Origin of the sequence: Streptomyces olivochromogenes (genome assembly GCF_001514115.1) — a bacterium.
In the GTDB taxonomy this organism is placed as follows: Bacteria; Actinomycetota; Actinomycetes; order Streptomycetales; family Streptomycetaceae; genus Streptomyces; species Streptomyces olivochromogenes.
Genome location: NZ_KQ948471.1, coordinates 148,573 through 167,928 on the forward strand (window position 1 = coordinate 148,573; position 19,356 = coordinate 167,928).

22 protein-coding genes and 1 pseudogene are annotated in these 19,356 nt (G+C 69.1%); 10 read left to right on the plus strand and 13 right to left on the minus strand.

What is annotated here, in order from left to right; genetic code table 11:
* Nucleotides 1-105: 105 nt before the first annotated feature.
* Nucleotides 106-315 carry a hypothetical protein gene (locus tag AQJ27_RS53195; RefSeq protein ID WP_159064521.1) on the plus strand — a complete coding sequence of 70 codons (210 nt, stop codon included), beginning with the start codon at nucleotides 106-108 and terminating at the stop codon, nucleotides 313-315.
* A gap of 16 nt (nucleotides 316-331) precedes the next feature.
* On the opposite strand, the gene AQJ27_RS40240 is transcribed toward AQJ27_RS53195, so the two are convergent.
* Together AQJ27_RS40240 and AQJ27_RS40245 are read right to left on the minus strand one after the other, a co-directional pair.
* Nucleotides 332-1,537, minus strand: coding sequence for a hypothetical protein (locus tag AQJ27_RS40240; protein WP_067380361.1), 1,206 nt, complete (start codon nucleotides 1,535-1,537; stop codon nucleotides 332-334).
* Between the two features lie 484 nt (nucleotides 1,538-2,021).
* Nucleotides 2,022-2,615: a hypothetical protein gene (locus AQJ27_RS40245; RefSeq protein ID WP_067380364.1), complete on the minus strand. Its 594-nt coding sequence runs from the start codon at nucleotides 2,613-2,615 to the stop codon at nucleotides 2,022-2,024.
* A 1,286-nt stretch (nucleotides 2,616-3,901) separates the two neighbouring features.
* Between AQJ27_RS40245 and AQJ27_RS40255 the strand changes: the two are divergent.
* A pseudogene (locus AQJ27_RS40255) lies at nucleotides 3,902-4,416 on the plus strand (transposase); the annotation flags it as partial.
* 56 nt (nucleotides 4,417-4,472) lie between these two features.
* Here the strand turns inward: AQJ27_RS40255 and AQJ27_RS56760 are convergent.
* Nucleotides 4,473-5,297: a hypothetical protein gene (locus AQJ27_RS56760; RefSeq protein ID WP_159064522.1), complete on the minus strand. Its 825-nt coding sequence runs from the start codon at nucleotides 5,295-5,297 to the stop codon at nucleotides 4,473-4,475.
* Between the two features lie 46 nt (nucleotides 5,298-5,343).
* On the minus strand, nucleotides 5,344-6,015 hold the full coding sequence (locus AQJ27_RS40265; RefSeq protein ID WP_235613890.1) for a TetR/AcrR family transcriptional regulator: 672 nt from the start codon (nucleotides 6,013-6,015) through the stop codon (nucleotides 5,344-5,346).
* Nucleotides 6,016-6,326: 311 nt separating this feature from the next.
* On the opposite strand from AQJ27_RS40265, the gene AQJ27_RS55045 reads away from it, so the two are divergent.
* Nucleotides 6,327-6,689, plus strand: coding sequence for a hypothetical protein (locus AQJ27_RS55045; protein ID WP_159064523.1), 363 nt, complete (start codon nucleotides 6,327-6,329; stop codon nucleotides 6,687-6,689).
* A gap of 472 nt (nucleotides 6,690-7,161) precedes the next feature.
* On the opposite strand, the gene AQJ27_RS56765 is transcribed toward AQJ27_RS55045, so the two are convergent.
* The 3 genes from AQJ27_RS56765 to AQJ27_RS56770 form a co-directional block, all read right to left on the minus strand.
* Entirely contained in the window at nucleotides 7,162-7,311 is a 150-nt protein-coding gene (locus AQJ27_RS56765; protein ID WP_159064524.1) for a hypothetical protein, read from the minus strand.
* A gap of 64 nt (nucleotides 7,312-7,375) precedes the next feature.
* The gene (locus AQJ27_RS40275; protein ID WP_067380376.1) at nucleotides 7,376-8,098 is read right to left on the minus strand and encodes a VOC family protein; all 723 of its coding nucleotides are present in this window, start codon (nucleotides 8,096-8,098) and stop codon (nucleotides 7,376-7,378) included.
* A 493-nt stretch (nucleotides 8,099-8,591) separates the two neighbouring features.
* Complete coding sequence (locus AQJ27_RS56770; RefSeq protein WP_159064525.1) at nucleotides 8,592-8,888, minus strand: hypothetical protein; 297 nt, start codon at nucleotides 8,886-8,888, stop codon at nucleotides 8,592-8,594.
* Between the two features lie 205 nt (nucleotides 8,889-9,093).
* On the opposite strand from AQJ27_RS56770, the gene AQJ27_RS40280 reads away from it, so the two are divergent.
* A complete protein-coding gene (locus AQJ27_RS40280) occupies nucleotides 9,094-10,041 on the plus strand; it encodes an NAD(P)-dependent oxidoreductase (protein ID WP_067380379.1) in 948 nt (315 codons plus the stop codon).
* A gap of 240 nt (nucleotides 10,042-10,281) precedes the next feature.
* Here AQJ27_RS40280 and AQJ27_RS40285 read toward each other — a convergent pair whose 3' ends face one another.
* Both AQJ27_RS40285 and AQJ27_RS60980 read right to left on the minus strand, forming a co-directional pair.
* On the minus strand, nucleotides 10,282-10,488 hold the full coding sequence (locus AQJ27_RS40285) for a nuclear transport factor 2 family protein (protein ID WP_067380382.1): 207 nt from the start codon (nucleotides 10,486-10,488) through the stop codon (nucleotides 10,282-10,284).
* Between the two features lie 223 nt (nucleotides 10,489-10,711).
* Nucleotides 10,712-11,062, minus strand: coding sequence for a hypothetical protein (locus AQJ27_RS60980; RefSeq protein WP_235613891.1), 351 nt, complete (start codon nucleotides 11,060-11,062; stop codon nucleotides 10,712-10,714).
* Nucleotides 11,063-11,181: 119 nt separating this feature from the next.
* Between AQJ27_RS60980 and AQJ27_RS40295 the strand changes: the two genes are divergently transcribed.
* Nucleotides 11,182-11,886 (plus strand): TetR/AcrR family transcriptional regulator, encoded by a 705-nt coding sequence (locus AQJ27_RS40295; protein ID WP_067380388.1) that lies wholly within the window; start codon nucleotides 11,182-11,184, stop codon nucleotides 11,884-11,886.
* 119 nt (nucleotides 11,887-12,005) lie between these two features.
* On the opposite strand, the gene AQJ27_RS40300 is transcribed toward AQJ27_RS40295, so the two are convergent.
* Nucleotides 12,006-12,410 (minus strand): SsgA family sporulation/cell division regulator, encoded by a 405-nt coding sequence (locus AQJ27_RS40300; RefSeq protein ID WP_235613892.1) that lies wholly within the window; start codon nucleotides 12,408-12,410, stop codon nucleotides 12,006-12,008.
* A gap of 297 nt (nucleotides 12,411-12,707) precedes the next feature.
* Nucleotides 12,708-13,097, minus strand: coding sequence for a hypothetical protein (locus AQJ27_RS40305; RefSeq protein ID WP_159064526.1), 390 nt, complete (start codon nucleotides 13,095-13,097; stop codon nucleotides 12,708-12,710).
* Between the two features lie 850 nt (nucleotides 13,098-13,947).
* Between AQJ27_RS40305 and AQJ27_RS59235 the strand changes: the two genes are divergently transcribed.
* Both AQJ27_RS59235 and AQJ27_RS40315 read left to right on the plus strand, forming a co-directional pair.
* Nucleotides 13,948-14,364, plus strand: coding sequence for a hypothetical protein (locus tag AQJ27_RS59235; protein WP_235613893.1), 417 nt, complete (start codon nucleotides 13,948-13,950; stop codon nucleotides 14,362-14,364).
* Between the two features lie 95 nt (nucleotides 14,365-14,459).
* Nucleotides 14,460-14,855, plus strand: coding sequence for a DUF4158 domain-containing protein (locus AQJ27_RS40315; RefSeq protein ID WP_067380397.1), 396 nt, complete (start codon nucleotides 14,460-14,462; stop codon nucleotides 14,853-14,855).
* A gap of 159 nt (nucleotides 14,856-15,014) precedes the next feature.
* On the opposite strand, the gene AQJ27_RS40320 is transcribed toward AQJ27_RS40315, so the two are convergent.
* Entirely contained in the window at nucleotides 15,015-15,917 is a 903-nt protein-coding gene (locus tag AQJ27_RS40320) for a LysR family transcriptional regulator (RefSeq protein WP_067380400.1), read from the minus strand.
* A 383-nt stretch (nucleotides 15,918-16,300) separates the two neighbouring features.
* Between AQJ27_RS40320 and AQJ27_RS40325 the strand changes: the two genes are divergently transcribed.
* Nucleotides 16,301-16,612 carry an EthD family reductase gene (locus AQJ27_RS40325; protein ID WP_067380403.1) on the plus strand — a complete coding sequence of 104 codons (312 nt, stop codon included), beginning with the start codon at nucleotides 16,301-16,303 and terminating at the stop codon, nucleotides 16,610-16,612.
* A 109-nt stretch (nucleotides 16,613-16,721) separates the two neighbouring features.
* Entirely contained in the window at nucleotides 16,722-17,591 is an 870-nt protein-coding gene (locus AQJ27_RS40330; RefSeq protein ID WP_067380406.1) for a PhzF family phenazine biosynthesis protein, read from the plus strand.
* Nucleotides 17,592-17,679: 88 nt separating this feature from the next.
* Here AQJ27_RS40330 and AQJ27_RS40335 read toward each other — a convergent pair whose 3' ends face one another.
* Entirely contained in the window at nucleotides 17,680-18,069 is a 390-nt protein-coding gene (locus tag AQJ27_RS40335; RefSeq protein WP_067380409.1) for a recombinase family protein, read from the minus strand.
* A gap of 188 nt (nucleotides 18,070-18,257) precedes the next feature.
* Between AQJ27_RS40335 and AQJ27_RS40340 the strand changes: the two genes are divergently transcribed.
* Nucleotides 18,258-19,256 (plus strand): recombinase family protein, encoded by a 999-nt coding sequence (locus tag AQJ27_RS40340; RefSeq protein ID WP_079065612.1) that lies wholly within the window; start codon nucleotides 18,258-18,260, stop codon nucleotides 19,254-19,256.
* Nucleotides 19,257-19,356: the final 100 nt, after the last annotated feature.

A 19,356-nucleotide genomic window follows, 5' to 3' on the forward strand; every position in this document is an offset into this window, starting at 1 on the left:
GTCGCCGACCTGATGCGGGCCTACGTCCGCTCCCGCCAGGACCTGCCCTACGCCAGCTCCAGAAGCTCCGGGTGGCTCTTCCCAGGCCGCCAACCGGGGCAGCCGATGAACCCGGGCAGCCTCCAGGCCCACCTACGCGAGATCGGTGTCCCGCCACAGCGCGGCAGGACCTCCGCGATCCGCCAGCTCGTCCTCCAGGCCCCGACGCCCGTCATCGCGAAGGCACTCGGCTACCACGACAAGACAGCCACCAGCCTGGTCACCGAAGCCGGAGGAACCTGGAGCCGATACGCCTCTGGCGACCACACAAGGTGACGATCCGGGAGAGTTGCTAGTCCTGCCAGTAGAACAGCAGGGTATCGATGCTGATGGGTTCACGCTTACCGAAGTAGTAGACACACAGGCCAGTGACTCGGATCGCGCCGGTGGTCTCGTCGATCCAGCGGAAGCCAGCCGATTCGAGGGCCTGACGGGCAGTCAGGTCGGTGTCGGCACCAGTGGCGAACCGCCCGAGGGTGCTGATGAACAGCTCGCTCTCGCCGAACTCGATCACGTGATAGGTCCCACCGCCCTGCTGGTTGTGCTCGCCGCAGGAGACAGGAGGCATCGGGGCGAGGCAGGCTTCAGTCAGCACGGCCGTTGCCCGGCGGAGCTGTTCGTCCTGGTCGGGACGGACGGGTGGCTCGGTGCAGAGGGCTTCGATACGCCACCGCGGATCGCTCTGTCGTTCGCAGCTGCTCGCGTACTCATGCAGGATTGCGCTTCGAAGTTCGTCGTCCAGACCGGCTACCTCGACCCGCGGGCGCCCCAGGGTGTCGTATATAAGTCGGGTCTCATCAGCGTCGCCGGTGAGGCGATGCAGCGCGAATGCGGTCCAGAGCTTCGCCTCGACCGTCGGCGCCTCGTCGAGGTAGCTGCGGATTCGTTTCGGATCCGACAGGAGCGACTGGGTTAGGTACGCGACACCACGATCGGGGTCCGCCAGCGCGTCAGTCACGTCAGCTCCGGCGCGATGCCGCATCCGGACGTGGAAAGCACGGTCCTCGGGCCGCATGTCGCCGAGGTCGGCCAGGACCACCTCGACCCCGTACCGGGTCACCAGCGCGTCTAGCCCGGCCTCGCCGACCCCCTGCCAACGCGGCCACGGAGAGGCCGCGAGCGTTGCCAACTCATGTGCGGCCGAGCGATCGCCGAGCATGCCGCGTGCCTTGAGGATCGCCTCGGGCATCCCGTACGAACGCTCGTGCTGCCGGTCTTCGTGCTTCAGCCAAGGCAGCAACTCCGCCCGGCCCGCGAGAAGGTCGAGAAGCGCAATGCGAACCTCGGCCACATCGTCCGGATCGGAGACGCGTGAGATCAAGTTGGCGACATGCCGTTCCGGTACTCGCTCGGCCAGCGCGTGCGTGCAAGGCCTGCGCCGCCACCATGGGTACGCCGGGTCGGCCACGTATCGAGCGAGTTCGTCGGCGTCAAGCTCACATAGGCCAGCGATGTCGGCCTGCCCTGCGTCTGGCACCAACATCTCGATACTTCTCATTCACGGATGCTACTGCCCCAAGGACTCGCAGATCGACGTCGCAGCGATCAAGAACTCGAAGCTACAACCGGATTGCGGGATGGGGCACTCATTGCTGCGCGAAGACGGGGACACCATCACTCACCGTGATTTGATTTGCCATCGGGCTGGCGCATACGCGACGCCGGAACATGCGACCTCACCAGTCCGGGGCCGGTCTCGCGGATCGCCCAGAAGCTCGCCATCACCTCGGGCAAGAACCAGGGCAAGCGCCCCTCGGTGCCTGTTCCGAACCGGTCCGCCTGTCCAGGGCTGTGATGGTCTTGGTTGGTGGGCCGACCGGTGGATGATCTGTGCGGTCTGTGTGACTGTTTCCTTCCGCTGATGAACCACTGTCGGCTTTGGCGCTCGCGAAGCTCCCGCTGCTGATCAGCGGCGCGTGCTCAACGGCAGGGCCGTCCTCATGGACGTCCCCGCCGTTGGCACTTGGCACAGGTCGGTCGGGTTACCAGTGGTCGTGGCGCTCGCAGCGCTTGTCGTGGTTGTGGCGCTTGATCTTGGTGAGGTCGGTGGCGGTGCGGGTAGTGGTGTCGCCGCCCCCGGTGGCCGTTGCGGTGTTCGCCACCTGGGCGTAGGCCCTGCAGGAGACGTCGACCTTCAGAGTGATGGGAAGGTAGTTGCTCCCGGCGGGGAGGGTGTCGTGCACGGTGACCGTGGTGACGTTGGTCGGGGCGGCCCCGGCGGCGTTGCCCACGGTGATGGCGTAGGTGCCATCCCGCCCCTGGGTGAAGTGCCTGGTGTGGGTCTTGGTGATGGTCAAAGACGGGACCGTGTAGGAGATGATCACCTGGCCGTTGTGGTTCGCCGTCCCCATCGCCGAAAGCGCATAGGACGTGCCGGTACCCGTGGGGGTGGCGAAGCTGCTGCCCCCACCACCCCCGCCCCCGCCCGCCCCGCTGCCCGTGTTGTTGACGGCGCTGCTGCCGCCGCCCCCGCCACCAGCGATGGCAGCGGCGGCGCAGCCGCCGTCGAAGTTGCCCCCGCTACCACCGGTACCGACCGTGGCACCGGAGAACCCGCTCCCCGGCCCGCCGTTCATGACCGCACAGGATGAAACGGTGCCGCCGGCCCCGCCGGCCCCGCCGGTGCTGGTGCTGCCACCGCCCCCACCCTGCCCCGGCGAAGACCCAGGGCCGGTGGTACTTCCCGCGGTACCGCCGGTAGCATCCGGCGTTGTCCCGCCGTTGCCTCCGTTCCCCCCTGTAGAGCCCGCTCCGGTGCCGCCGGCGGCACCGCCGCCCCCGGCGACCACCAGCAAGGAGCCGCCCGTGCTGATGCTGGAGGCCCCGCCCCCACCCGGCCCTTCAAAACGATGACCAGTGAGCGGAAAACTCGGAAAGCTCCCACCTGGGGCGCCGCCGTTGAACCCGCCGGCACCCGGCGTCCCGGTGCCGTTGCAGCCGGTGCCGCCGACGTTGATGGTGAAGGTCGTCGGTGCGGCGGTTTGCGGGAGGGTGGTGACGACCCGCGCCCCCGTCCCACCGGTCCCCGTGACGGAACAGGGGGTGCCGGTGTTGTCGGCGCCGCCGGCTCCGTCCGCGGTGATCGTGACCACCGCCGCCGCCGGAACCGTCAAGGTCTGCGGACCACCGGTGAAGGTGAAGGTCTGCGACGGATCAGCACTCTGCGTCCGCGCTGGTACGGCCCCCACCGGCGCGGCGGCCACCGGTGGGGGCCGTGGCCGCCAGCAGCGCCATACCGGACAGCAGCGCGCACCCCACCGATACCACCCCCGCGCCGCGCTCCCCACGCCGTCCACCCGAGCCGACAGGATCGGACGCAACGACGGCACGCACCGGGGTCGTTCCACCGGCCAGGGCCCTGAACACGGCCACGGGCCACTGACGGCTGACCCGATACCGCGACAAATCGCCCTGTCCACGAGTACGAGCTCTCATCCGCGGGTTCACCTCTCCTCACAGCAAAGCGCCCCGCACCCCTCACGCGGCAAGACGCAAGCACGGCAGGACACCTGATGGGAAATCATGACAAACCAGAATTAGATATCCTGATATGATCATTTCGAGGGTAGTGAGAAGCCTCGTGTGTCGCAGCGCCCCGCGCGCGCCGACGAGAAGGATGAGTCACATCATCGGCCCGGTCTCCGTCGTGCGTGGGTGAATGCCTGACGGTCTCGCCGGGGAGAGCGGGAGCCACTGGGTCGTTGAGAGGTCGCCGGCCTGGATCATGCACGCCCGCCGACACGCCCGGGACTGCGAATGGCTGATCCAGCCCGCAGAGTCGCTGGTCACCTGGGCGGCAATCACGCGGACCAGGCGGTTGACCGCTTTCCCACGCAAACGGTCCGGTCGGGCGACGCCGACAGCCGAGCCCATCGCCCCGGCGTGGTCCGGAAACGGCCGCGAGCGGCAGCCCCGCTACCGGCACAAGCCGATCTCGCTGTCCGCGCTGGCGATGAGCCACGGACGGCGGGCGTTCACCGAGGTCACCTGGCGTGAAGGCTCCCGCGGGCCGATGTGGCACTGCGAGTGCGGCCGGCCGGGGTCAGGGCCCGCCGTCTGACCCAGGCCGCCGCCACTGCCGGACACGGTCACTGGGACGGTGTCCTGCCCGACGCGACGATGCTGGCCGAATGGCCGCAGGACGCCCTACAACCCACCGGCTGCTGGCTCACCAGTCTGCCCACCGCCACCCCGCCGGCTGAACTGGTCCGCCTGGCCAAGATCCGCTGGCGCATCGAGCACGACTACCGGGAACTCAAGCACGGCCTCGGCCTGGACCACTTCGAGGGCCGCTCCTGGGCAGGGTGGCATCACCACGTCACCCTGGTCACCGCCGCCCACGTGTTCCTCACCGAACAGCGCACCCGATCGTGGTGACCTTCCAGCCCAGCTGACGGGCTGCCCGGCGCATCGGCCGGGGCCGGGCTGTGGGGTCACAGTCCCCGTCGGGCGTAGTCCTTGAGCCATGCCACGAGCCGCGGCACCGGCCTTGCGCGGTCGCGCGCCGGGTTCACCAACTCGCGCAGGGCTGGGCTGGTGCGCACGACGGTTGCCTGCCGCAGTTGATTCTGGATCACAGGCAGGGCCTCGGCGACGAGGTGGCGGCTGTGCGCGGGAACGCGCGCCTGCTTGACCCGCAGGCGCACTTCGCCGCCACTGTGTTCCCAGGATGCGCAGCGTGCCGCGGGGTCCGATGCCTGTTCCGCGAGCCACCGGACCGAGTTGGCGAACGTCCCCTGGGTCGCCTGCCACGGCAGTTCGTGCAGGCGCCAGACCTCGCTGAGCAGTGGGGTCGCGAAGACCAGGCGGTTGGTCGGCAGGTCCTCGCGCTTGGCGGGCTTGGCCTGTGCCTCGGCCCGTGCGTCGGCGATCCGGGCGCCCAGGAACGCCTTCGCCGCCGCGGGAGCCAAAACGGGCTGCCAACGGCCACATGGCACCGCATGCCGTGACCTGCCGCTATGAGTGGGGGCGCATCCAGCTGACGCGCTGGTCGGGGTTTTGGACGGGGCGCCAGACGGGTGCTGAGGGCCCGTGTGCAGCAGGTCGACCAGCGGCGCCGCCAGGACGAGAACCTTGCGCAGGAAGCCGGACAGTTCCAGATCGGCTGCAGTCGCCCGTAAGGCAGTGATCCGGGTCTCGATGCAGGCCGGGCCGGTGGCGTCCAGGACGAACAGCAGGCGCGGGAAGAGCGGATCGTGCCGCCGCCACTCCTCCTGCGGCGGCTCGTTACCGAACGAACGTGGACGGCCGACGGGCACGGGTATGTAGCGGTGCAGACGTGCGTAGGCGGTGATCTTCGCCGCGTCAGGACTGCTCGCGGCAGCCCTCTTCGGTGCACTCGAGAGTGACGAGGGTCTGGTCGACCTGCTGGCTGGTCAGAGAAGGTTCGGGCAGTTCGTGGGCGCCCTCGGTGCGGAAGGCGTCGAGCATCAGGTGGAGGTGGCGGCGCCAGGCTCGGGGAGCGATGGTGCGTGTGGCCTGGATGATCCCGGCCTGGGACCAGATCACGAAGGCGATGTCCTGCGCGGTGACGTCGCCGCGCAGGACGCCCTGTTCCTGGGCGTTGCGCATGATCTGGATGCAGAGTTCCTTGGCCCGTTCGTACATCTCGCGGCCGGCCACGTGAAGGGGCAGCCGTGCCGAGACCAGGTCGTTGAAGGCGCGGTCGCAGGCCTGCAGCTGGCAGAGTTTCTCCAGGTAGCGGCAGAACCCCTCCCAGGCGTCGTCCATGGCCGCGGCTTCTTCCGCGGTGATGAGCAGTTCCGTGTACTTCGCGTTGAAGAGTGTTTCGACCAGGTCGAGCCGGGTGGGGAAGTGGCGGTAGAGCGTGCCGATCGCGACGCCGGCCTCGCGGGCGACGCCCTCCAGGGACGCCCCGAGGCCCTGCTCGGAGAAGGCCGTGCGGGCAGCGGCCACGATCGCGTCCCTGTTGCGCTGTGCGTCACGGCGCAGGGGTTTCGCCGGTGTCTCCCTCACGGGCGTCTCCCTCACGGACGGGGCGTGGTGGTGGCTCATGGCTCGAGCGTAACATGAGGCCCCCCTCGAATTCGATTGTTGTCATGTTTCCGATCGCAATCTCGCCCCCTCCGACGTGCTGTGATGAGCCTCACGGCAAACATGAGGCACCCCTCGGGTACGGTGGCAGAGCCGAATGTGAGGCACCCCTCCGGATGACCTTGCAGCAAGCCGACTGACCCGGGATTTCCGGATCTCGGTTCACACAGAAGCGGCGGCCGCCAGTTCGGCGGAACCGCGGCAGTCTCGCAAGGGAAAAGACCATGAACAGCATGACCAAGCGCATCTCGATCGCACTCGCCTCCACGGCACTGGCCGGTGGAGCCCTTCTCGGAGCCGGCGGCTCGGCGTCGGCAGCCACGGCTTCGGCGCCCGTGCAGCACACGCAGTACGTGTCCGCCACCTCCGCGACCAGCAGCGAGCAAGTCGGCCGCCACACGGACGACGACCACCGTGGGCAGGACACCGTGCGCTACGTACGGGCTGCGGACCACAAGGGCGAAGCGGCCTCGTGGCACGGCGTCAGCGCCGCCCGCTGGTACGAGGACCAGGTCGACGAAGCGGCCTCGTGGCACGGTGTCAGCGTCGCCCGCTGGTACGAGGACCAGGTCGTGTGGTCCCTGGACCACAGCTGACGCGGCCCGAGCCGCCCCACTCCGGAACGCCGGCGCCTGCCCACACAGCAACACGGCCGCACCCCCGGCCGACCAGGATCCCGGATCGCGCGCCCCACGGCGGTCCGCACCGCCAGGAGACGAACGTCGCACGCAAGGCGAAGGCACTGTGGCCCTCAGCGCCCGCCACGCCGACCACGGCCGGGCCCGCACCGACACATGAACCTCGTCGACCGCTTCCCTTGCCGATCGCTTCCCCACACGCCGTGACACTCAGCCGGACCGGGCAGGTCCTCTCCACGCCGGGACAGTCACCCGACGCGAACGCCCAGAACGCCACCCCAGGGCGATCGACCGGTCTGGGGCCGGATCCGGGGCCGCAGTGGCCACAGAAGTGCCCGATCGGTCTGCCGACGACGTGCAACCGTACTCATGGCCGGCAGTTCCTTGCTCCGGTTGCAGCGAGCCGGGGGAGTCCCGGACGCCGAAGCGGTCAGCGGGACTGCTCGCGCGGCCGGCCGGATCGTTCGCGGTGATCGGCCCGCCGTCGTGCGGTGCCGACGGACTCCGGGCGCGTCGAGGCGCGGGCGCGCCACGCGCCCGCGGTGACCGAACCGGTCCCGTCGGTCGTGCCGCGGACCACACGTCGATCTCCATCAGGCCCTCAGCGCGGCCGCCGCACTGCTCAGCGACCGAGCCCGGCCCCGCTACCGGGGCCTCTGTACGGAGAACTCGTTGCCGTCGGGGTCGAGCATCAGCACCCGGACGCCGTCGCCCTCGCCGATGTCGGTGCGCGTCGCACCAAGCGAGATCAGGCGGTCGACCTCCGCCTCCCCGTCGGCGTCGGCGGGGAGCGCCAGTTCCAGGTACAGCCTGTTCGTGCCTGTCTTCGGCGCCACCGGAGGACCACCCCAGGTGATCTTCGTACCGCCGTTCGGCGACTGGATCGCGGTCTCCTGGTCCTGGTCCCAGACCAGCGGCCACCGCAGCGCCTCGCTCCAGAAGTAACCGACCTCCTGCGTACCGTCGCAGGCCAGCGCTCCGATGAAACCGGTGTCGGCGAGGAACTTGTTGCCCGCCTCGATCACGCAGAACTCGTTGCCGTCCGGATCGGCGAGCACCACATGTCCGTCTTCCGGGAGTTGGCCCACGTCGATGTGTGTCCCGCCGAGTTCCAGTGCCCTGGCCACCGTCTGCTGCTGCTCCTCCGGGGAGGTGCTCGTCAGGTCGAAGTGTGCCCGGTTCTGGCCGATCTTCGGCTCCTGGCTCGGCAGGAAACGGATGCGGAACCCGCCAGTATCAGGGGGCAGGATCGCGACGTCGCCGTCCGGACCGTCGGCCAACTCCCAGCCCAGGACCCGGGACCAGAAGCGCGCCAGGTCCGACGGCCGGGTCGCGTTGAAGCAGATCGCGAACAGTTGACTGGTCATACCCGGTGTATCTCCGATCCATCGACGGTCGACGCGGCGCCTTGCCCTCCGCGCGGGCGCAGCCTAGGGGCGGCCGTGCGGCACCCGCATCCGAGTTTCCGGCGCGGGCACGGCGGCGCGGGCGGTCAGGTCCAGGTCGAGGCGCGCAGGGGCGCAGTGTTCTGAGGGGCCGGCATCCGTGGTCGACTGGTCCTGCTGAATACGTCACAGGCCCGCTTGGAATCCCCGGGTGACGACATCCTTTGGTCTCCGCTCCGCCGTGGTGCGGCTGGACCGGCCGTCGAGACGCGGCGTCTGCCCGCTCCCGGCGAGGCGCTGGTGCGGTTCGTGGACGCGCAGAGCCGGGCTCCGTTCGCGGAACGCCTCGCGCGCGGCGTCCTCGACGCGACCGGGCTGCGGGCCGACCGGTTCGCAAGGCCTCCAGATCGCGGCGCCTACGCGGTCGCACACGTGGCGCTGAGACTGTTGCCGGGCGCCCCGCGCGCCAGGGCGTTCACAGGACTTGGTGATGACCCGCGAGGTCTGCCCCGAGTGCGGCGGCCCGTCCGAGCGGCCGGTTCTCACCGGCGGCGGCGCCCACGTCTCCCTGCCGCACAGCCGCCATGCGGTGTTCGTGGCCTGCGCGTCTACGCCGGCCGGGGTGGACGCGCAGGCCGTGCCGGTAGCAGAGGCGGTGGCACAGCGCGAGAACTGCTTCCACCCGGTCGAGGTCACTGCCCTCGACGCGCTCCCCGAGGCCGGGCGTCCTGCGGCGGTCGCACGCCTGCGGGCACCTAATGAGAATGCTCAACCCCTTCGATGCGACAGAACAACAGCTGTCCGTTCCCATCGAAGCCAGTCGCCATCTCATCCAACCCAGTCGATGCGGTCTGGGCCAGGCACGCTGTCACCCGCCTGGAGTGCCTACAAGTGCGCCTGAAGCCGAGCGAGTCTGTGTGGACGCAGACTCACCTTTGCTCATGGATCGAGCCGTCTTCCAGGATCGAGGTACAGAAATGACGTATGTCGCCCAGGACCGCCCGCGCATCGGCTGGATCGGTACCGGCCGCATGGGCTTCCAGCTCGCCGCCCGGCTGCTGGACGCAGGGCACGACGTAGCCGTCTACAACAGGACCCGCGCCAAAGCCGAACCGCTGGCTGAACAGGGGGCCGCTCTCGTCGACCGGCCGGCCGATCTGGCCGACCGGGACGTCGTCTTCACCATGGTCTCCGCTTCGCCCGACCTGGAGACGGTCACCACGGGCCCTGGCGGTGTGCTGACCTCGCCGGATGTCGCACCGGGGGTGCTGGTCGACAGCTCCACGGTGTCCACGCAGATGTCCGCGCTGATCCGGAAAGCAGCCGCCAAGCGTGGGACCGACTTCCTGGCCGCCCCGGTGAGTGGGAACCCGAAGGTGATCGCCGCAGGCAAGTTGACCGTCGCGGTCTCCGGCTCGCGCGAGGTGTTCGACCAGGTCGAGCCGTTGCTGGCGCGGCTGGGGCGCGGGGTGACCTACGTCGGCGAGGACGAAGTCGCCCGTCTCGTCAAGATCGCGCACAACGTCTTCCTCGGTGTCGTCACCCAGTCGCTGGCCGAGATCACCATCCTCGCGGAGAAGGGCGGTGTCAGCCGTGCCGCCTTCCTGGAATTCCTCAACGACTCCGTGATGGGTTCGGTCTACACCCGCTACAAGTCGCCCGCGCTGGTCAACCTGGACTTCAAGCCGACGTTCACCATGCCGCTGCTACGCAAGGACTTCGACTTGGGACTGTCCGCGGCCCGCGAGTTGGAGGTCCCGATGCCGCTCGCCGCCGTCACCGCTCAACTCGTCGCGGGTGCCATCGGGGCAGGGCATGTCGAGGAGGATTTCGCCGCATTGATCCTTGAGCAGGCCAGGAACTCCGGCATCGCGCTGGAAGCCCAGAACGTCCCCGTGGACGACGGCCTGTCACCGCGCGCCTGACCGGCCATAGCTCGACTGGGTTGGATGAGACGCCGACCGGCTTCGGTGAGAACGGACAACAGCGGGCCGACACCACTGGCTTCGTCGTCCTGTACCAGTGAGCCACCGACGGAATTCGGTGACCTGCGAGAACGCGGCGCCTGACGTGTGGGATCCCGCGTTGATGTGGAGATGCCCTGCTGACTCCTGGCCGTCGGCTGTCGCTGGTTCGGGTGCTCAGGAGCGATGCTCCCTGTGTGGTCAGGACGTTGCCTTGTCCCGCAGGTATCGGGCGACCTCGGTGAAGTCGGCCATGGGTAGGCCTTCGGCGGCGAGCAGACCGACCTGGGCCAACACCGCGGCTTGGTCCCAGTAGAGCCGTTCGCTCTCCATCAGGCCGTCGCGGAATTTCACCATCACCACCAGCGGCACTTCGACGGTCCGCCCGGTCGGGGCGAGTCCGGGCAACAGGACCCAGCGGGCCGGCGGGCACGGCTTCAGGTGCTCCGGCCTCCCGGTCGTCGGGGTGACTGCCCGTAGGCATTGCGGTAGGCGCGGCGGAAGTGGCTGGTGTCGGCGAACCGCCAGCGTGCCGCCATGTTCATCATCTGGCCGCCGGGGGAAGGCCCGTGACTATCGAGCTGGTGCGTGATAGCAGGTGGGACGTGTCTGGCCTGGTCGTGGCCTGTTCTCAGATGCTGGAGGTGCGGTCGGAGACGAGGCCGGCGATGGCGCGGTAGGTGTCGGGCAGGCGGTCGCGACGGTGCGTCCAGCGCATCAGTTGCGCTCCCACTGTTCGACTCTCCCGGAAAGGTGGGTGCAGACCTGCCGACGCGAACTCCTGGACCGCACCCTCATCTGGAACCATCACCACCTGCTCCGCGCGCTGAGGGAGTTCGAGCAGTTCCGCAACAGGCGTCGACCGCATCAGGGCATTGCCAACGCCCGCCCACTGCACCCGTCGCTCCCACCGGTCACCGATCCGGGGCGGATCGCCCGCCTCGACATACGAAAACGCGACCGACTCGGCGGCATCCTCCACGCGTACCAACATGCCGCGTGACCTGTACGGACGAAGTTTTCGGCAAGGACAACGTTCCGCCCGCACCGTGAGCAAAAACACAACCTAATTCGAGGGGGCCCTCATGTTAGTCTGGATGTATGAGTCACCAGCACGTCCTGTCCGCGCCCCAGGTGCCGGTCAAACCGCTGCGCCGCGACGCGCAGCGCAACAGGGACGCGATCGTGGCCGCTGCCCGCAAGGCTTTCGCCGAGCAGGGGCTGGACGCTTCCCTGGAGGGTGTTGCCCGCGAGGCGGGTGTCGCGATCGGCACGGTCTACCGGCACTTCCCGCGCCGGCTCGACCTGGTCGAAGAGCTCTTCACCGCGAAGTTCACGGATCTGCTCGCCGCAGCCGAAGAGGCCGCGGCCATGGACGACGCCTGGGAGGGGTTCTGCTCCTACCTGGAGAAGCTCTGTGAACTGCAGGCCTGTGACCGCGCCTTCAACGACCTGGTCTCGGCCCGCCTGCCGATCCACGCGCTCGGCAGGGGAATGTTCGAGCGCACGAAGGAACAGCTTGCTCAGATCTTCCGGAACGCCCAGGAGCAGGGCGTCCTGCGTGACGATGTCACTCCGGAAGACATCGCTTTCGTGATCTGGTCCCAAGTGGGGATCATCCAGGCCACTCGTGCCGTCGCCCCCAACGCCTGGCGCCGCCACCTGCACCTGCTGCTCGACGCCTTCCGCGCCGAGTGTGCCCACGAGCTGCCCGAGCCCCCGCTGACCCCCCAGCAGGTCGAGCAGACCCTCACCACTCTCGAGTGCCCCGAAGAGGAGTGCCGCGAATGCGGCGAGGAGGCATGAGCCGCGGCTGACGACGTCGGGCAACAGGGCATACAGCGGGACATGCGGCGGGCCCGGTGCCGCGGTCGGCATCCGGGCCCTCAGTCCCACGGGGGCGTCACCATCCAGGGGGATGGCGTTCAGTTTTCCGCCAGCAGCTGTGCCAGTTCGGCGTCCAGGTCGAACCGGCTGGATTCGGCCCCCGGCGGCACCGCGGACCATGTTTCGCGCAGGAAGGATTCCATGCCCTGTGCGGGGAACTCGAGCAGGGCCGATCCCGCGGGCGAACTGAGAACCATGCGCACCACATCGCGTCCCGAGTCACTGGTCGGCCACATGCGCACGTCTCCGCGCCCGGTGTGCTCGCTCAGAGCCTGAGCCAGCATGTCGCGACTGAGGAACCACTCAACCGTTCCGCTCTGGTTCAGGGTGTGGAAGACGGCATGCACGGCATAGGGATCATCCGCGTCGTACTGCAGTGCTGCAGGTATCGGCACCGACAGGTCGTGCGACAGGACGAGCCGCACGGGCAGCTCGTGCGCCACGGTTCTGACCGATCTCACTGTTCCTCACTTCCACGTCTCCGCTCGCCCGGCACTGCGATCGCTCCCCGTGTGCTTCGAGGCGCGGGGTGGCGGTACCGCCGGCGCAACCAGTAGCGCCGGTGGGCGGGGGCAGCGCACGCGGATCCCGCGTGTTGTCCCTGTTCGGCCGGGGGGCGATTTCACCGGCTCGCGCTCGATGTCGGCTCGGCGAGCGGTCGGTTTGACGAGTCGCAACGGCGCACCCCGAAGCCGCGTCGTTGCGGCCGGTCAAACCGACCGTGCTGGCCTGCGGCCGCATCAGCGCTGGTCCGTGTACCACGCGACCTGGTCGAGGTACCAGCGCTCGGTGCTGACGCGGTACGTCGTCGCCTCGTCCCAGCGGTACCCGTCCCAGACGTACAGGCGGCTGCCGTTCCAGCGCTCTTCCCCGTAGTGGCCCTGGCGGTTGTCGTTCGTGTACCAGCCGCGGGGTGTGCCCCAGCTGTCGTCCTGTGCGTTGTGGTGGGCGCTCTGGTATCCGTTCGCGCGGTCGCCGCCGGTGGTGAAGGCGGTGATCGCGGTCTGCGTGTGCTCCCCGGGCGCCGAGGCCGTCGCCGCCGAGGCCGTGCCGCTGACTCCGAGAAGGGCTCCGCCTGCCAGCGCCGTAGAAGCGACAGCGGTCGAGACGCGCTTGATCCACTTGTTCATGGTCATCTCCTTGTGATGTGCCGCGACTCCGTTGACCGGGCGGCCGTCCTGCCTGTGATCCGGGGAATCCGGATCGGCCGGGTGCCGAACTGTGAGGGTCATCCGGAGGGGTCCCTCATGTTCAACGTTGCCCAGCGTACTCGAGGGGGCCCTCATGTTTGCGGTGAGGCTCATCACAGCACGTCGGAGGGGTCGAATGGCACGAGCAGGGCGACGGTGGCCGAGGCGGCGGGCACCGGGTCTGACCTGTAGGAACGGACATCCGGGACCCGGGGCACCGACGCCAGGCTCGCGCTGGGAGCCGCCGGGATCAGGCGCCGCCTGCGCCGCGACCTGCGCATCGGGGATGTCGTCCAACATCACCGCTCGGCTCTCCCGCGGCCGACGCCGCCCTTGCCGAAAACCTCATCCGCTCAGGTGGAAGTCGGTGTGCGGGATGCGCGGGGTCTCGAGCGCGGATGCTCGGATCGGTACTCTCGCGCGGCCTGCGATCACCCCGGCATGATCGCCGGTCGTGCTGCTGCGACTGGCTTACCTGACCATGGCAAACGCGTTCGCCGTGCTGCGCCTGCTGCCATGAGCGACCGGGACAAGCACACAGAGATCCTCGCCCTGCGCCATCAGATCACGGTGCTGGAGCGCCAACTCGGTGGCGAGAGGATTCGGTTCTCTCCAAGCGATCGTGCGTTCCTGGCAGCGTTGCTGCACGGCCTGCCCTCGGAGGTGCTCGCAGGATTCGGCTGGTGGTGCGTCCGGACACGGTGCTGCGCCGACACCGTGATCGGGTCGCACGCCGCCACGCCGCCACGCTGCGCGCTCCCGGCTCAAGCGGCCGGGGAGGCCGCGGACCGTGCGCTTTGTCCGGCTGCTGGTGCTGCGGCTCGCCCGCGAGAACTCCAACTGGGGATATCGCCGCATCCACGGCGAACTCCTCGTTCTGGGCGTCAGGGTGGCAGCCTCCACCGTCTGGGAGATCCTCCAGGAAGCCGGGATCGATCCGGCATCCGAGCGTGCTACGAGCACGTGGGCGGACTTCCTGCGCTCCCAGGCCGATGCCCTGCTGGCGTGTGACTTCCTGGAAACGGTCACCTTGTCCGGGGCACGCATGTATGTGTTCGCGGTGATCGAGCACGCCGGCCGCCGGATCCGGATCCTGGGCGCCACCGCGCACCTCACCGCCAGGTGGGTGACGCAAGCCGCGAAGAACCTTGTCATGGACCTCGAAGACGGCCCCGGAGTCCTAGCCCAGACACCAGGGAGCAAGTAACCCGTCGGTAGGTTCTGGGGCCCGTTTCCCGGTGGTGGGACGCCTCGTCGGACTGTCCGGGTGAATGCCCGGGAGGCCGACGACAAGGGACGGGTGTGCAGCAGGAGTGGTCGCCGGAAGAGCTGCTGGCGAGCTGGACCCTGGTGGACGGCGACTGGAAGCTCGTGGCCAACAAGTCCGGGCCGACCAGGCTCGGCTTCTGCCTGATGTCGAAGTTCTTCGAGATCGAGGCCCGGTCCCCGGAGTTCATCGAGGAGTTCCCTCAGCCCGCGGTGGAGTACGTCGCGGGTCTGGTGAAGGTGCCGGCGGCGGAGCTGGCGAAGTACGACCTGGCGGGCGCGAAGCGGCACCACAAGCAGATCCGCGAGGCCCTGGGGTTTCGGCCGCCGACGCTCGCCGACGAGGAGTCGCTGACTGCGTGGCTGGCCGCGGAGGTATGCCCGGTCGAACTGGTGGAGGATCGGCAGCGCGAGGCCCTGCTGGTGGAGTGACACCGGGCGCCCGCACAATCCGGCGACCGTGGTGCGCGAGGTCGACGCGGTGGTCCGATTCGCGCCGACCGAACACGAGTTCGCCGTCACCGCGGCCGCCCGGCGCAAGGTCTTCGGCCTCGCCAGCGCAGACGTCCGTCTCGCTTGACCTCTTGCGCGTCAGTCCGGCAGCCAGTGCAGCTCGTGCGCCAGGGTTTTGGCGACGGCACGGATGCGGCGGTGTAGTGGCGACTGCTCGCGTGGGAGGACCAGGTGGATCGTCAGGCTGGGCGTGCCCCGCAGCGGTCGCCAGGTGAGACCGGCCGGTGATGCCGTGACCGCGGCTTCTCCGGCCGGGGCGAGGGTGACCCCGTCGCGCAGGTCGCGCTGAGACATGTCGAAAGAGACTGCGGGCGTGTGGAATCGGGGGTGTGGGCGGGTGTCTCGGAACAGTGCGGACAGCTGATCGTGGATCACGGGGTTGGCCGCACGGTCCGGGAGCCGCAGCGGATACGCGGCCGCGTCGGCGATCTCGATCTCCGGGTGTTCGGCCAGCGGATGGTGCTGCGCCAGCTGGACCCCGGTGCGCTCACGCCGCAGCAGGAACCGGCGCACGCCACGGCCCGGCTGTTCACCGCGGGTGATCCCGGCATCGATGCGGCCGTCGGCGACCGCAGGGGAGATCTCCGGTGTCGCCATCGGGACCGCGCCGACCTCGAGTCCGCTGTTGCCGCGAATCAGCCTGTCCACCAGGGCCGGTGCCGTCTCGGCCCCGGTGCTGAGGCTGTATCCGATGCGCAGCGTGCCCAGTTCACCGGCCGCCGCGCTCCGGGCGGTGTCCCATGCCCGGTCCAGCGCCGCCAGCGCGGGCGGCGCGGACTCCGCCAAAGCCGCACCGGCCGTGGTCAATACGACGCTACGAGTGTTGCGGACCAGCAGGGCCGTACCGAGTTCCGCCTCCAATCGGCGCATCCGGGCGCTGAGTGCGGGCTGTGCGATACCGATCCGTGCGGCCGCGCGGGTGAAGTTCAACTCCTGTGCCAGCACCAGGAAGTACCGCAGGCTCACCGTATCCGGCGCCACGTGCCCTCCCTGCCGATTGATAACGATCCGTTCTGAGCCTATTCCGTACCGGTCTTTCCCTCGCCCGCACATCAAGCCCTAACCTGCGCATATGACGATTCAACTGACCGGAGTACTGGACATCGCACTCACGCACACCGCCGATTTCGAGTCCGCCCGCACGGCTCTCGCGAAGGCAGCGGCCACCGAGCCCGGTGTGCTCGACTATGGATTCTGGCGCGACCCGACCCAAGCTGGCCACCGACTCCCACGCGCTCCTCGAAACCGCCTCCGTCCTCACCCAGATCCCGATGCTCCGCACCTAGCGAGGTCTGCGGCAGTTCTTAGCAGGAGCTCCCAGGTCACCCGGAGTGTTACGGTCTCGTCTCTGGACGGAGGTCGTCATGCATAAGTTGGTGGTCCTGTATTCCAAGCCCGCCGACCCTGACCACTTCCGCGACTACTACGTGACCAACCACCTTCCCCTGGTCATGAATTGGCCCGGCCTGCTTGCGTGGCGCTACAGCTTCGACGTGGCGGCGACCAAGGGAGAAGCGCCGTATTTCGCGGTCTTCGAAGGCGACTTCGCTGACGCCGCCGCCATGGCCGCGGCGCGGGCGTCGCCGCAAGGCCAGCGGGTGGCCGCCGATGTCGCCAACTACGCCACCGGCGGTGCGGTCATCGTCCACTATCCGGTGCAGGACGGCACCGGCTGAGGCAGGCCGGTACGCTCCGGGACGCGTTCGGTCGGCCGTTGCGGCCAGGTCCGGCTGTCGGCGGACGCCGTTCGCGGTTGCCGGTTCGTTGAGTGTCAAAGGTGGGCCGATGTCCTGGCCGGATGTCACGGTGGTTGATGCGTGCGTGCGGCGCGACGGCCGGGGCGGTAGCCCCACGTCCGTCACCGACGACGACCCGGCGGCGACGGACGCGGACCGGCGTGCGGTCGCTGCTGCGGCCGGCACCTCGCACGCGGCGTTCCTCGGCCCGGGGCGGACGCCGGACGGTGGCTGGCCGGTCCGGTTCTTCACCGCCACCGCCGAACTGTCCGGCTGCGGCCACGGCACCGTTGCCGCGCAGGCCGTCCGGTTGACCCGCACCGCGCTGGGCGAGCTGAACGACCGCCAACACACCGGCGGGCGCACGTTCGACACCGTCGCGATCCGCCGCCCCGCCGGCATCGAGGTGTGGTTCGACCAGGGCCTCGTCGCGCTGCGTCACCCGGCACCGGACGAGCGCGCCGCGATCGTCGCCGCGCTCGGGCTCACCGCGGACGACCCGCATCCGACCGACGCGCCACGGATCGCCGCGCCCGGCGCACCACGCATGCTGGTACCGGTCCACGACCGGTCGGCGCTGCTCCGAGTCCACCCACACCTCGGCAGGCTGACAGCGGCGTGCCAGCGGTACGGGCTCCTCGGCTGTTTCGTGTACGTACCGCCGGTGGGCGACCGACCGGGTGCGGCGCGGATGTTCGCGCCGGCGATCGGTGTCGACGAGGACGTCGCCAACGCCAACAGCACCGGCTGCCTGGCCGCCCACCTGCTCGACACGACAGGGGCGCAGACGGTCGCGATCGAGGTGGAGCAGGGCGACACCCTCGGTCGACCGGCCAGCGTGCTCGCTTCGGCCCGACGCGGGCCGGCGGGCATCACGACCCGGGTCGGCGGGTTAGCGGTGGTCCGCGACGGACACTGAGGCGACGACTAGACCGTCCTCTTCTGCGATCCGCGCATGGGGCTGGGGCTGTCCGCTGCGGTCAAGCGTTGGCACCCGGTGGCGGGCGTCAGCGGGACGCGGTGTCGAGGGCGCGGCTGAGTGTCCATCGGGAGACGCGCAGCTTGGCGGCGACGGCGGTTCGGGTTTGTCCGGCGCCGAGCAGGATGCGGGCGTCGGTGATCTGTTCGGAGGTCAGGGCGCGAGGACGGCCGCCGACGCGGCCTCGGGCGCGGGCGGCGTCGAGGCCTTCGCGGGTGCCTTTGACGATCTGCTGACGTTGGAACTTGGCGATGGCGGCGAACACGGTGAAGATCAGTTCGCCGCACATGTCGTCGCTGGTGTCGAGCACGATGCCGTCGAGGGTGCGGAATTGGCGGCCGTCGGCGTGCAGGTCGTCTTCGACGATGGCGAGGAGTGCATGCCGACCATCCTTCCGGCCGTGTGTATGGCCCTGCACCGCTTCGGGGCATCTGAGGAGTGGTATTCGGGGCGGGGCGTTGACATGAGCCCGCACCGCCCGGCCGTTTCATAGGTGGTCGCTCATGAAACACCCCGTCGCGGGATGGCTCACCTGCAGTGATCGCGTTTCATGAGTTGTTGCAAACGACTGAACCCCTGAAACACCCTCATGAAACAGTTCGGGGTGTGAGCGACGACTTCAAGCGCGTGGAGTCGCACGACTGCCCGATGTCCACCTGCGCCGCCTCCGCGGGCTCCCCGTGCCGGACCGGCAAGGCCAAGGTGGCGATCCAGTACCACACCGCCCGCTTCCGGCTCGTGCCCCAACTCGCCAAGGTGCTCAGCGTGCCGACCCCCGCGGTGCGCAAGCCCGGCTCGGCCTGGACCGAGCTGCCCCGGCCGGTAAGCGCCGGCATCGCCCCGGTCGGGCACGTCCGCCTCGGGTACGCCCGCGCCTCGACGGCCCGGCAGTCACTGGACGCGCAGCTGGACTCGCTCGCCGAGGCCGGGGTCACCCGGGTCTTCTCGGAGAAGATCTCCACCCGCGCCACCATGCGCCCCGAGCTGGACGCGGCCGTGAAGCTCGCCGGGGAGATCCGGGCCTTCGGCGTTGCCGTCACGCTCGTCGTGCACGAGCACAAGCGGCTCGGCCGCGGCATCGAACTGGCCATGCTCGCCGAGGAGCTGAAGGCGAGCGATATCGGCCTGGAGTTCCTCACTGGGGAGCTCAAGGGCTCGCACGACCCCTCCGGGATCGTCTTCACCGTGCTGGCCGCGATGTCCGGCATGGAGCGCGAGTACATCCGTGACCGCACACTCAAAGGCCACGAGTCCGCCCGCAAGCGCGGCAAGACCATCGGCGGCGCCGGCGTCACCGACGACGACATTCAGCGGAGTACGGATGCCTCGCATGAACTCGATCATGGAACGGTGAGTGCAGACCTGCCGACGCGAGCTGTTGGACCGCACCCTGATCTGGAACCTGCACCACACCACCTGCTCCACGCGCTACGCGAGTTCGAGAGGTCCTACAACGAGCACAGGCCGCACCAGGCACTCGCCAACGCCCGCCCCCTCCAACCGCTGCCCGCCCCGATCGAGGACTCGAACCGGATCGCCCATCTGGATATTCGACGACGAGCGCGGCTTGGTGACACGCTCCACGAGTACCGGCATGCTGCCTGACCAGCATGGATGAGGTATTCGGCAAGGGCAGGGTCCGGGAGCGGAACATGAGTGAGGAGACGGCCCTTGGCCTCGTTGCACGGATACACCACGGGCCCCG

Bases quoted from the DNA above. Each gene is read 5' to 3' on its own strand.
- AQJ27_RS53195 (WP_159064521.1), top strand. From the start codon at position 106: ATGAACCCGGGCAGCCTCCAGGCCCACCTACGCGAGATCGGTGTCCCG.
- AQJ27_RS40240 (WP_067380361.1), bottom strand. From the start codon at position 1,537: ATGAGAAGTATCGAGATGTTGGTGCCAGACGCAGGGCAGGCCGACATC.
- AQJ27_RS40245 (WP_067380364.1), bottom strand. From the start codon at position 2,615: ATGAACGGCGGGCCGGGGAGCGGGTTCTCCGGTGCCACGGTCGGTACC.
- AQJ27_RS55045 (WP_159064523.1), top strand. From the start codon at position 6,327: ATGACCAAGCGCATCTCGATCGCACTCGCCTCCACGGCACTGGCCGGT.
- AQJ27_RS40275 (WP_067380376.1), bottom strand. From the start codon at position 8,098: ATGACCAGTCAACTGTTCGCGATCTGCTTCAACGCGACCCGGCCGTCG.
- AQJ27_RS40280 (WP_067380379.1), top strand. From the start codon at position 9,094: ATGACGTATGTCGCCCAGGACCGCCCGCGCATCGGCTGGATCGGTACC.
- AQJ27_RS40295 (WP_067380388.1), top strand. From the start codon at position 11,182: ATGAGTCACCAGCACGTCCTGTCCGCGCCCCAGGTGCCGGTCAAACCG.
- AQJ27_RS40305 (WP_159064526.1), bottom strand. From the start codon at position 13,097: ATGAACAAGTGGATCAAGCGCGTCTCGACCGCTGTCGCTTCTACGGCG.
- AQJ27_RS40325 (WP_067380403.1), top strand. From the start codon at position 16,301: ATGCATAAGTTGGTGGTCCTGTATTCCAAGCCCGCCGACCCTGACCAC.
- AQJ27_RS40330 (WP_067380406.1), top strand. From the start codon at position 16,722: ATGTCCTGGCCGGATGTCACGGTGGTTGATGCGTGCGTGCGGCGCGAC.